Source organism: Streptomyces lunalinharesii (genome assembly GCF_039532155.1).
Taxonomy (GTDB): domain Bacteria; phylum Actinomycetota; class Actinomycetes; order Streptomycetales; family Streptomycetaceae; genus Streptomyces; species Streptomyces lunalinharesii.
The window spans coordinates 40,104-51,571 of sequence record NZ_BAAARK010000043.1; the positions used below are offsets into that span (position 1 = coordinate 40,104).

The 11,468-nt window shown below is 66.1% G+C and carries 10 protein-coding genes and 1 pseudogene; 10 read left to right on the forward strand and 1 reads right to left on the reverse strand.

Annotated features, from left to right (window positions below):
• The first annotated feature begins 16 nt into the window (after positions 1-16).
• Together ABD385_RS35730 and ABD385_RS35735 are read left to right on the forward strand one after the other, a co-directional pair.
• A complete protein-coding gene (locus tag ABD385_RS35730; protein WP_344583746.1) occupies positions 17-826 on the forward strand; it encodes a phytanoyl-CoA dioxygenase family protein in 810 nt (269 codons plus the stop codon).
• Complete coding sequence (locus ABD385_RS35735) at positions 823-1,620, forward strand: LLM class F420-dependent oxidoreductase (protein ID WP_344583748.1); 798 nt, start codon at positions 823-825, stop codon at positions 1,618-1,620. The genes ABD385_RS35730 and ABD385_RS35735 overlap by 4 nt, the downstream gene beginning before the upstream one ends.
• 272 nt (positions 1,621-1,892) lie before the next feature.
• Here ABD385_RS35735 and ABD385_RS41470 read toward each other — a convergent pair.
• A pseudogene (locus ABD385_RS41470) lies at positions 1,893-1,970 on the reverse strand (hypothetical protein); the annotation flags it as partial.
• 453 nt (positions 1,971-2,423) lie between these two features.
• Here ABD385_RS41470 and ABD385_RS35740 point away from each other — a divergent pair.
• The 8 genes from ABD385_RS35740 (at position 2,424) to ABD385_RS35775 (ending at position 11,318) form a co-directional block, all read left to right on the forward strand.
• Positions 2,424-2,696: a hypothetical protein gene (locus ABD385_RS35740; protein ID WP_344583750.1), complete on the forward strand. Its 273-nt coding sequence runs from the start codon at positions 2,424-2,426 to the stop codon at positions 2,694-2,696.
• On the forward strand, positions 2,687-3,952 hold the full coding sequence (locus ABD385_RS35745; RefSeq protein WP_344583752.1) for an ATP-grasp domain-containing protein: 1,266 nt from the start codon (positions 2,687-2,689) through the stop codon (positions 3,950-3,952). Before ABD385_RS35740 ends, ABD385_RS35745 begins: the two co-directional genes overlap by 10 nt.
• A 35-nt stretch (positions 3,953-3,987) precedes the next feature.
• Positions 3,988-5,187 (forward strand): ATP-grasp domain-containing protein, encoded by a 1,200-nt coding sequence (locus tag ABD385_RS35750; RefSeq protein ID WP_344583754.1) that lies wholly within the window; start codon positions 3,988-3,990, stop codon positions 5,185-5,187.
• Positions 5,184-6,371, forward strand: a complete 1,188-nt coding sequence (locus tag ABD385_RS35755; protein WP_344583755.1) for an ATP-grasp domain-containing protein — start codon at positions 5,184-5,186, stop codon at positions 6,369-6,371. Before ABD385_RS35750 ends, ABD385_RS35755 begins: the two co-directional genes overlap by 4 nt.
• Before the next feature lie 32 nt (positions 6,372-6,403).
• Entirely contained in the window at positions 6,404-7,675 is a 1,272-nt protein-coding gene (locus ABD385_RS35760; RefSeq protein ID WP_344583757.1) for an MFS transporter, read from the forward strand.
• Positions 7,676-7,714: 39 nt separating this feature from the next.
• The gene (gene mpaD, locus ABD385_RS35765; RefSeq protein WP_344583759.1) at positions 7,715-8,938 is read left to right on the forward strand and encodes a daptide-type RiPP biosynthesis aminotransferase; all 1,224 of its coding nucleotides are present in this window, start codon (positions 7,715-7,717) and stop codon (positions 8,936-8,938) included.
• A 641-nt stretch (positions 8,939-9,579) separates the two neighbouring features.
• Positions 9,580-9,957, forward strand: a complete 378-nt coding sequence (locus ABD385_RS35770) for a VOC family protein (protein ID WP_344583761.1) — start codon at positions 9,580-9,582, stop codon at positions 9,955-9,957.
• A 122-nt stretch (positions 9,958-10,079) separates the two neighbouring features.
• Positions 10,080-11,318: an IS701 family transposase gene (locus tag ABD385_RS35775; protein WP_344583767.1), complete on the forward strand. Its 1,239-nt coding sequence runs from the start codon at positions 10,080-10,082 to the stop codon at positions 11,316-11,318.
• Positions 11,319-11,468: the final 150 nt, after the last annotated feature.

The following is an 11,468-nucleotide window of genomic DNA, read 5'->3' on the forward strand; positions in this document are numbered from 1 at the left end:
GTCATGGGAAAATGCAATGACATCGAACGCCTCTTTGCTCGACCATGCGACTCCGGTTGCACTGCGCTCCAACCAGGTACAGCAGTTCCAGGAGCTTGGCTACCTGGTCCTGCCCGGCTTCCTGCCCCAAGACCTGGTCGACCAGATAAAGCCCGAGGTAGACCGGTGGGTGGACGACGGGCTACGGGCACGCTCCATCGACTCGGTACGCAACCCGGAGAAATTCGGCGTGCCGCCGGTCATGGAGCTCGAACTGCCCGTCCACGGCGAGCTGATCACCTGGTCACCGCTGCTGGGGATACTCGACCAGTTGATAGGCGCGCCGTACGTGTTCCACCACCTGCACAGCGACCGCCAGGCCCCGGACGTGCCGGGCAAGCCCTGGCACCACGACTACGAGCACAGCACGCAGGACGACCTCTCGGCGACCATGATCCATGCCCTGCACTACCTGGAGGGGCTGGATGCCGAAACCTCCTCGCTGGTCGTGCTGCCCAGATCGCACCGGGAGCGCGCAGACAAGGCGGCCCGCGCGCACCTAAACACCGACTCGCTGGCCGGAGAGGTTGTGTTAGAGGAGCTGCCGCCAGGCAGTACCGTCGTACTGCATTCGGCGCTGTTTCATGCCCGCCGGCCCCGTTCAGACGTGTCGGGCAAGCCGCGGTACTTCGTCGATGCCTCCTACTGCGAGGTCGGCCGGTTGTGGCCGCCCGTCAAGCCGTACTGGCGTTACATGCTCCGCCGGGCCCGGGAGTTGAATCTGGCGCCCGACCGTCCGGAGCTGTTCGCCGAGCGGAACTTCTCCGAGTACGTGAGGCCGGCATGACCGGGCAGCAGGTGCGGGTCGGGTTGCAGGTGCAGCCTGAGCACGCCGACTACGCGACGATCCGCCAGACCGCGGCCGAGGCCGAGGCGCTTGGCGCGGACGTGATCTTCGTATGGGACCACTTTTTCCCGCTCACCGGCGACCCGAACGGCAAGCACTTCGAGTGCTGGACGGTGCTCGCAGCGCTGGCCGAGTCCACCTCCACGGTGCAGCTCGGACCGCTGGTGAGCTGTGTCAGGTACCGCAATCCCGACCTGCTCGCGGACATGGCCCGCACGATCGACCACATCAGCGGCGGCCGAGCCCTGCTCGGGCTCGGCTCCGGCTGGTATGAGAAGGACTTCACCAGCTACGGCTACCCGTTCGGGACCGACAGTGAGCGGCTGCAGGAACTAGCCGCGGCGCTCCCACGGGTGAAGACCCGGCTGGCGCAGCTCAATCCGCCGCCAGCCGGGAAGCTGCCGCTCATGCTCGGAGGCTCCGGCGAAAAGCGCACCCTGCGGCTCGTTGCCGAAGACGCGGACATCTGGCACGCCTTCCACGACCCGGCCACCATCCGGCACAAGCTGTCCGTGCTGCACAAGCACTGCGCGGACGTGCGCCGCGATCCCGCAGAGATCGAGGTGGCCACCAGCGTGTCCGGGCTGGCCGCGCACGAGGGGACCCCGGGGGAATTGGGACCGGAACTGCACGACCTCGGGGTCTCGCTGTTCATCGTCGGCGCGGGCGGGCCGGAATTCGACCTCGGCCCGCTGCGGCAGTGGATCGCCTGGAGGGACAGGGCGAACGACTGAGAGAACGAGCCGGCTCCGGTGTCCAGAAGCCACTGGGCCGGGTCCTTCGCTATACAGAGGTTGCCAGGATCTGCCGGATAACGTACCGGGCGTTGGTCGGATTGGTCTTGCGGCAGTACGGCAGTTGGACGACCGCCGTGGACAGCGCTTAGCCGTGGCTGCGGGCCCAGGTCGCATCGTCCACATCCACCGCCTCGAGGTACGCCTGCAAGGCCGAGGCGGACGGGAGGTTCCAGGCAGGGATGAGATCGCTTGCTGGCTCCCATGCCCACGGTACCGAAGCCGATGACCGCCGAGAGGTGGTCGCCAGTGAGCAGGATGTTGCTTGGCATGAGGTCGGAGTGCGTCCAGCAGCGCGCGCCTGTCTACTGGGGTGCCGCAAGCGCTTCCTCCCAGGCTGCAGTAATCCGTCGGTCTCGAATGGTTCTCCGGCCTGTGTCCGGCAGAGAACCCGTAATGCACATCCCAAAACGGACTCCGGGCTCGCTCACAGCCAATATTTGGGCCGACAGAACAGTTTCCCGTTCACTTGGCCCGAACTTGCTTTGGATGCCCGAGGAACTCGCCACGGACGCGACTGCGGCCGTCGATGCCGGGTCTCCCGACGCGGAGACACCGAAAACACAAACGTATGGCAATGCATGGCAATGATCTAACTCGCCCCGGCTTTCCCAGTCTCCACAGGCGAGTCACAGAAACATTGACACCCCTCTTGTCAATGAGTTGCCAAGCATGGCAATGTAAGGAAAACGGGCCAGGGATCGCGCCACCTGGCGAAGCCGCACCAGCAGAAGGGAGCTGGGGTGACTGAGAGTTGGGGTCGCATCGCCCATGATGTCGGGCGCGACGGGGTCATCGTCGGAGCAAACCTGATCAAGGACTTGGTAGACGGCACGGCGGTCGTGGCAGTGCTGCGGAACCTACTGCCGGAGTCCGTGCTTGCGGCGAACCGGAAGCGGCTCGCGCCGGTCTGCGGCCGAGCCTCGCCCACGCAGCACACCAACAGCAGTCTCACCACAGGTTTCTTCTTCGGCTTCTACGATGACGAGCTCGCCAAGGCCGTGTCGTGGATCTGAACATTCAGGAGGAAAGGGACGTGATCGAGAACATCCTGGTCATCGGTTCCGGCGACCAGCACTTCCGTGAGTACGCCCTGCGCGGTCTGGCCAAGCGCTACCACGTCCTGCTAATCGCCCAGACCCCGACGTCCTGGCAGTCGCCTTACGCAGCCGACTACCGCGAGGTCGAGTTGGCGGACAAGGCACAAGTGTTAGCCGCTGCCCAGGACCTGGCCGCCCGCCACCAGGTAGCCGGTGTGATCACCTGGGACGAGATGCAGGTGGCGGTAGCCGCAGAAGTCGGGGTCGAGCTCGGCGTGCCGACTATGCCGGTGGACGCCGCACGGACCTGCCGGGACAAGGGCATCCAGCGGGAACGTTTCGCCGCGCACGATGTGCCGTCAGCGAGGTTCTGCCTCGCCGACACCCTCGACACGGCCCTCGTCGCAGCGCGGGACATTGGCTACCCGGTGGTGGTCAAGCCCCGGGGCCGGGCAGCCAGCATCGCCGTCCAGCTAGCCGGCTCCGACGAGGAACTGCGGAGGGCCTTCGAGTTCGCCCGCGGCTCGGAGAACTCCTCCATCAAAGACGGCCTGGTGCTGGTTGAGGAGTACCTCCAGGGGCCGGAAATCAGCGTCGATTGCTGGGTGCTCGACGGCAGGGTGGAACCGTACGTCCTCGCCCTCAAGCGCACCGACTACCCGCCATTCTTCGAAGAAGTCGCCCATGTCGTCGGCGATGTGCTCGACGAGCAGACCACTGCTGCGGTCCGTGATGTGACCGTCCGCGCCCACCGCGCGCTGGGCATCGACCGCACCGTCACACACACCGAGTTGATGCTCACCGCTGATGGCCCAAAGATCATCGAGGTCAACGGCCGCCTGGGCGGGGAGCTCATTCCATACCTCGCCGAGCTGTGCACCCCCGGCTTCTCAGTGGGCGAGATGGTCGGCGCGGTAGCAACGGGCCGGACACCGCAGACGGTGGCCGCGCCGAGCCGGCTGATGGGCATCCGGTTCCTCTACCCCACGCACAGCATGGTCTTCCACAACCTCGATCATCCAGCCGCGCTCGCCGACGAGCCGTGGGTGCAGGAGATCCGCCAGGTCACCGAGCCGGGTCTGCAACTGCACCTGCCGCCGAAGCAGTTCCTTGGCCGCGCCGGCTTTGTGATCGCGACCGCGGACACTGTGTCCGAGGTAGACGAGCGACTGCTGGCGCTGGCGGACAAGGTGTCGCTGGTCGGCACCCCTCTAGCCGACCAAGACCAATGACAACGTACGACGATTCCTTTGATGGGGGCAGGCGCATGTCGAAGGCGGTCATCTTTGGCGAGTACAAACTCGCCCGGATCCTTCCGGAGCTGCGGGCACGCGGCGTAACGGACGTGGTGGTCTATTCCGCGGTGGAATTCGACGGGTTCGACGTCGAGGTCAAACGTCTCGGACTCGCCTGGACCGCTGCGGACGTACTCGACGTCCTTGCGGCGGAGCAGGCGGACGTGGCGATCGCCAATCCGTACGCCCACGGTCAGGAACAGCTCCCCCTCGCCTACGGCGAGGCAGCCGCCAAGTGGGACGGTCACTTCCTCGCGCACTCGGCGGCGTTCGCCGAAGTCGCCTGCGACAAGGTGGCCCTGCACGAGACGGCAGTCACGCGCGGCTGGCCGGTGCCCGAGGGAGCCGTGTGCCACGACGTCGATCAGGTGCGCGCGGTGGTGGCCCGACTGGGGTTTCCCGTCGTGCTGAAAGAAGCTCGGTCTCAGGCGGGCGACGGCCGGTTCTACGTGGAGTCGGTGGCTGATCTGAACACCCTGCTGGCCGGTGAGCCCAGCCTGCCGTTGATCGTGCAGCGCTTCCAGCAGGGTTTTGAGTGCGGAGTCGAGCTGATCAGCTCCAGCGGCTCGCACGTGCGCTGGCCGGTCGCCTCATTGGGCAGCCTGGACACCGAGCTGGACCCCTCCTTCCGGGCTCGGACCATGCCCTTCGCGCTGCCCGAACGGGCCGCGGCCGACCTGGAGCGGCTGATCGACGACATCGAGCAGAACCTGGTCCCGAACGGACCCTGGCAGATCGACTTCGCGGTGGTCGACGACGAGCTCTGCCTGCTGGAGATCAACGCCCGGCTGGGCGGCCTGTCCGACCTGGGCTCCATCGCCACCGGGACCGACCCCCACGGGGTGTTCGTCACAGCCGCCCTAGGCGAGGAACTCCCACAGGTCGTACAGCGCACGGTCGCGATCGAGCTGCCGTCCACCGAGATGCCGGACACTCCACTGCCAGCGAGGCCCGAGGGCAGCAACCTCATGACGATCACAGCCCGAACGCCCACCAACCGATGCTTCATCAACACCGACCACATGCAGGTCATCGTCACCGTGGACGAGGCTAAGGCCACCAAGAAGTGGATCATCGAGCTGCACGAGGCGGGCCTGCTGCGCTGCTCGACGGAGAGCGCCTACGCCCAGCTGGACAAGGCGCTGGCAACCTTCGCGGAGAAGCAGCGGTGAGAGTACTGATCGCGGGACTGGGAGAGAACAAGGAGTTCGGGCTGCGCTCACTGCGCGACGCCGGGCATTTCGTCGGGGTCATCGACCTCGCGCACCGCATCCCAGTCAGCCTGGTGGACTGGTGGCGGGCCGGGGACCGGTTCTCCGCCGACTCGATGTTGGCCGCTGCCCGCTCCGCCGACTTCGACTGGGATGCGGTCGTCTGCTGGGAAGAGCTGTCTACCGATCTCGCCCGCAAAGTCGCCGAGAAGCTCAGCGTACCGGCCACGCGCATGCCGGCCGGCCACTTCCGGCACAAGGGCACGATGCATGCCCGTCTGCGGGAACTCGGCATTCCGACGCCACAACTCGGTGTCGCGCACACCCTGCCTGAGTGCCAGCGCCTGATCGACGGCCAGTTCCCGGCGGTCGTCAAGCCCACCGACTACGGCGGCAGCGGCGGTGTCCAGATCGTGCGCAGCCCGGACGAGCTGCCAGCGGCCTTCGCCTTCGCGATGGCCTCCGCGCGCAACGGCCAGGTAGCGGTCGACCGCTATGTCTCTGGCAAGGAGTACAGCGTCGAATCGGTCACCTGGGCTCTGGGCAAGACGGAGATCATCACGGTCACCGAGAAGCACCTGAGCAAGCCACCGTACTTCGCGGAGGTCGGCCACGTCTGCCCAGCCGTTCTGTCCACCGCCGACCGCGAGCAGCTTGAGCGCGCGACTGTGCAGGTGCTCGACGGCCTCGGCATGGCGGCCGGCGTGTCCCACGCCGAGTTCCGGATGGCCCCGGACGGACCAGTCCTGATGGAGGTCGCCGGACGGCCCGCGGGCGATCAGGTCCCCCGGCTGGTGGCCCTGGCCACCGGCTGGAACCTCTACCTCGCGGAACTCGGCGCGGTTGTGGGGACCGCAGTGTCCCCGGACACGCCCTCAGTCGAGAGCTCCGCCATCAGGTTCTTCAACAGTGACGGCAGGACGCCCTTCCGGCATCCGGTGACCTTAGACAATTCGATCACGTCTCCGTTCTCTGGGGTCCTGCAGGAACTGTGCTACTTCGAGCACGAGGGAAGGGTCACCGACGCCCCGCGCGGCATCGGGGGACGCAACGGGCACGCGGTGCTAGCCGGCTCGGCCAAGCAGGTCCGGGATGCCTTGCGCGTCCTGGACAACGGCGCACCGATCTACCAGGGCGACAAGTAGCCGAGCCTCCGAGCAGGGGAGAGAACAAGCACGTGCTAAACCTGGAAGCCACGCCGAGACCGGTTCTGTGGCGTAACTACGATTTCCTCAGGCTCTGGTCAGGCGAGACCGTCGCACAGATCGGAGCACAGATCACGCAACTGGCGCTGCCTTTGCTAGTCCTCGGCGTGTCGGGCGCCAGCGCGTCGGAAGTCGGCCTGGTGTCCGGCATGCAGCTGCTGCCCGCCCTGTGTGTAACGCCCCTAGCGGGTCTGCTAATCGACATGTGGGATCGCCGCTGGATCCTCTTAGGATCCAATCTCGGGCGCGCCCTCGCGCTGACCATGGTGCCGGTGCTGTACCTGACCGATGCCCTGTCCATACCAGCGCTGTGCGTCATCGCGTTCGTGGTGGGTTCCTGCACCGCGGTCTTCGAGGTCGCCTATATCGCGTACCTGCCCGTCCTCGTGCCACAGGACGACCTGGTCGAGGCCAACGGCAAGCTGCAGGCCTCGTACTCAGTGTCGCAGATTGGTGGCCCCGGCCTTGGTGGCCTGCTGACCAAAGCTCTCGGCGCCTGGTTCGCCATCCTGGCCAACGTCGTATCGTACCTGGCTGCTTTTGTGCTCCTGTTTCTCATCCGCCACCGTGCGCCGACCACCGGTGCGGAAAGCACGGCGGACCGGCCCAGACTGAGCGATATCTTCACCAGTTTCGGCCTGCTCTGGCGACACAGGATCCTGCGTGTCCTCACCTTCCAGGCCGGCTGGTTCAACTTCTGTGAGCAGGCGATCATGACCCTGTTCCTCGTATACGCGGTCAAGGAACTGCACATCGACGCCGGCGGGGTCGGCATCATCCTGGCACTGGGAGCCCTCGGCTCCCTCCTCGGCGCGATGGCTGCCAAACGGCTCGGCGAACACATGGGCTTCTCGTCCACACTGGTCACGGCGATGGGCGTGGCGTCCTGCGCCCCGCTGCTGCTGTCCCTGACCGGCGGATCAGGCTGGTACGACTATGTGCTCAGCGTGCTGGCCTTTGGCATCTACGGCTTCGGCCTGACGATCTATAACGTGCACGTCGTCGCGTTTCGGCAGTCGGTCATTCCGCTCACCGTGATCGGACGGGCGACCGCCGCCTACCGCATGCTCACCTACGGTCCCTTCCCTCTTGGCGCGTTCGTCGGGGGCGTCTTAGGCGAACGCCTCGGGCTGTGGAACTCGATCCTGGCCTCGGCGGTGTTCTCGGTCGTCGGCTGGCTGTTCTTCGCGCTTATCGGGAGCAGATTCATCCATGCGGCAGGGCAGACCGAACAAACAAGCTGACAAGACATTTTCCGACATCAATGAACGGAAAGGCTTCACATGACCGTCACCACTGAGCGCTACCCGCTGTGGGAGTCGCTCGTCCTGCCCAGCCGCTACGGGCGACCGGAGGTCCACGCGATCGGCTGCGAGGGCAACCGAGTTCACTTCGCCGACGGTACCTCCGCCCTGGACGTGATGAGCGGCCTGTGGAACGTCAACCTCGGCTACGGCAACAAGGCCGTCACCAAGGCCATTACCGAGTGCCTCACCACGGCGTCCTACTTGCCGCTGTTCCGCGGCGGCCACCGCCTCGCCGAGCAGGCGGCAACAGCCCTGCTCGGCGTCAGCGGACCTGACCACTTCGGCCGTGTCTTATTCTCCACCTCCGGTGGCGCCGCCAACGACGTGATGATGAAGCTGGTCCGCCACTACCAGGCCCTGCGCGGCGAGGAGCACCGCGATGTGGTCGTCGGCCTCAAGGGCAGCTGGCACGGCCTGACCTACGGTAGCTTCGCCCTCACCGGCCAGCCGCTGGGCCAGGATGTCTACCGCATCGACCGGAGCCGGGTCCGCCACGTCAGCCACGAGGATGCCAGCGAACTGGTCGATCTGCTGTCCAAGGAAGGCGACCGTATCGCCGCCGTCGTCCTGGAACCAGTCCTCGGCACCGGCGCCCACCCCGTAACCGACCAGCTGCTGGGCTCCATCGAGGAGCTCCGCGAGCAGTACGGGTTTCTTGTGATCGCCGACGAGGTTGCCACCGGCTTCGGCCGCGCCGGCAGCTACTTCGCCTCCCAGAACTGGCCGTTCAAGCCCGACGTGATGATCACTTCCAAGGGCCTGACCAACGGCACCTGCGCGGCCTCCGCCATCGTCGTCTCCCACGACGTCTGCGAGATGTTCGAACGCACCGACACCGTCCTCTTCCACGGCGAGACCCAAGCCGGCTCTCCCACCAGCTGTGCGGCCATCATCGCGACCATCGCAGAGATGGAACGCCTCGATGCGGTCGCCCGGGCCCAGAAGCTCTCCCTGAAGCTGGACGCCCTCCTCGCGGAGATCTCCGTCCACCCGCTGGTCGTGGAGACCCGGGGCCTCGGCTGCTTCCGCGGCATCCAGCTGTCCGTACCCTCCGACCCGCTCACCGCGGCGGCCCGCAGGCACGGCCTGATCGTCCAGCCGGGCACTGACTTCATTATGCTAGTGCCGTCGTTGACCTATACCGACGAGGAGTTCGAGGAACTCGCTGACGGCCTTCGCGCCGCCCTGGACGAGATCTGATCCTGCTCTCCCGACACCGCAGCGGCCGTTCCCTAGGCTTCAAGGGGAACAGCCGCTTTGGTGTTCTCGAACCTCATGCTGTCGGCTTCGGCTCTCGACGAGGTCAGCGGCCAGTGCTGTCCTCCCGGGGCTCGACCGCCTCCGCCAAATCTCGACGGCCAAGTCGAGGTTGGTAGCGCGACGGGCCTCCTCACAGCTGGTTGAGCTGGGCCGTCCTCTGCTCCCGTCTGACTGCTTTCTGTTGAACCACCAAAGCTCACACCGTATTGATAACAAGTAATGGAGTGCGTACGTAGCGAGTACAACCGCGACCTTTATGCCTGTCAGGCCTCTTCGCATCGCAGCAGAGTTACCAGTAATTTTCATTGAACGCGTCGGTGGCCGAGGGGCGACAGCCAAGCAAGTTATTCATAGTTCGGTGGGTACGGGCAAATCATCCACTGGAGGCCGAAGATGACGGCCCGTCGCCCGTGTCCGCCTGAGAAAGCCGGGGAAGGACTCCGCGCCAAGGATGTCTGCCAGGCGCTCGGCCCGGGCACGGAGCCGCGGCACACGGAAGGCATCCGTGCCAAGCTGAAACGCCTGGTCAACCTAGTACTCCAGCTGTAGATCGTGATCAGGTGTCGTGAGACGCTGCCTTCATGATCGCCAAGCTGCAGTGCGTGGTGTTGGACTGTGCCGATGTCGTTGGACTGTCCCGGTTTTACCAGTCGCTCCTCGGCGGCGTAGTGAACGAGCCGGATCCGCGGTGGTCGCTCGGGGAGAGCTGGGCGACACTCCACACCGACGGCGGGTTCGTGCTGGCCTTCCAGCGCGTGGACAACTATCAGCCGCCGCGGTGGCCGGACTCCGCTCACCCTCAGCAGTTCCACCTCGACCTGGAGGTCAAGGACCTGGAACAAGCTCAGGAAGACGTCCTCAAGCAGGGCGCCACACTGCTCGACGCGGGTGACGGACAACGGAGTTGGCGCATCTTCGCGGATCCGGCAGGACACCCGTTCTGTCTCGTCCGGCACTGAACGGGGGCACCGTAGGGGGCGGCCACCGTTGATCATCGTGAGTTGTGTGGACTGACGACGAGACGGTGGCCGCAGGCCACAGCATAGATCCCGCGCGTTGGCGGGAGGCGTTCGAGGTGGCCATGGGCCGGATAGCGGGCCGGTTCGCGCGGGTCGAATCACGGCTGCGGGCCGGGCGGCTGGTGCTGGGCCTGCTGTCGGACCTGCCTCGCAAGAACTGCTGGACGATCGCGGAGTGGGCCGGGGAGGTCACCCCGCACGGGATGCAGCACCTGCTGTCCCGGGCCGTCTGGGATGCCGACGCCGTCCGTGATGACGTGCGCGAATACGTCCTTGAGCACCTCCACGACGAGGCCGCGGTGCTGGTCGTCGACGAGACCGGCGATGTGAAGAAGGGCACCCACACCGTCGCCGTCCAGCGCCAGTACACCGGCACCGCGGGCAGGATCGAGAACTCCCAGGTTGCGGTCTTTCTCGTCTACGCGGGCGAGCGGGGACACGCGGCGGTGGACCGGGAGTTGTACATCCCGCGCTCCTGGACGGGCGCCCCGGACCGCTGCCGGGCAGCAGGGCTCGGCGAGAACACCGTCTTTGCGACCAAGCCGGAACTGGCCCGCACGATGATCGAACGGTTCCTGGACGTCGGGCACCACGTGGGCTGGGTCACCGGGGATGAGGTCTATGGCGGCAACCCGAAACTATGCACGACTCTGGAGGAACGCGGCATCGGGTACGTCTTCGCGGTGGCCTGTTCGACCGAAGTCTCCACCCAAGCAGGCAAGTTCAGGGCAGACCGCCTGGTCGAACGGCTGCCGAAGCGGGCCTGGCAGAAGCTGTCGGCCGGGCGCGGTGCGAAGGGGCACCGCTTCTACGACTGGGCCGTCATCGACCTGGCCGGCGCTCGCCCGGGCCACCACCAGCTGCTGATCCGTCGCAACCGCTCCACAGGCGAACTCGCCTACTTCCGCTGCTTCTTGCCCCAGCCGGTGCCGCTGGCCGAGCTGGTGCGGGTCGCCGGATCCAGATGGCGGGTGGAAGAGACCTTCCAGACCGAGAAGGGGCTGGCCGGACTCGATGAGCACCAGGTCCGCCGCTACCCCTCCTGGCCCCGCTGGGTCACCCTCGCCATGCTCGCTCACGCCTTCCTCGTCGTTGTCCGCGCCGACGAACACGCCAGCAACCCCGCCCCGGATGGGCTGATCCCGCTGTCCTGCAACGAGATCCAGCGCCTGTTCATCACCCTCGTCGTCCGGCCAGTCCACCACGCAGCCCACCGGCTCGGCTGGTCCGACTGGCGACGCCGCCACCAAGCCCGGTCCCGCACCAGCCATTACCGGCGACAAGCCGCAACCCAGACATGAAGATCACGATCTACAGCTGGAGTACTAGTGACCTGAGTCGGAGATTCGTCGTTGGTTGGGTATGAGTCGTCCGGGTCCGAAGATTCCGCCGTTATTGGTGACTGATGCTCAACGGACTGTGCTGGAGGGCTGGGTGCGCCGCCGTACGAC

Coding starts and splice junctions, on each gene's coding strand:
- ABD385_RS35770 (WP_344583761.1), top strand. CDS start 9,580: ATGATCGCCAAGCTGCAGTGCGTGGTGTTGGACTGTGCCGATGTCGTT.
- ABD385_RS35750 (WP_344583754.1), top strand. CDS start 3,988: ATGTCGAAGGCGGTCATCTTTGGCGAGTACAAACTCGCCCGGATCCTT.
- ABD385_RS35735 (WP_344583748.1), top strand. CDS start 823: ATGACCGGGCAGCAGGTGCGGGTCGGGTTGCAGGTGCAGCCTGAGCAC.
- mpaD (WP_344583759.1), top strand. CDS start 7,715: ATGACCGTCACCACTGAGCGCTACCCGCTGTGGGAGTCGCTCGTCCTG.
- ABD385_RS35775 (WP_344583767.1), top strand. CDS start 10,080: ATGGGCCGGATAGCGGGCCGGTTCGCGCGGGTCGAATCACGGCTGCGG.
- ABD385_RS35730 (WP_344583746.1), top strand. CDS start 17: ATGACATCGAACGCCTCTTTGCTCGACCATGCGACTCCGGTTGCACTG.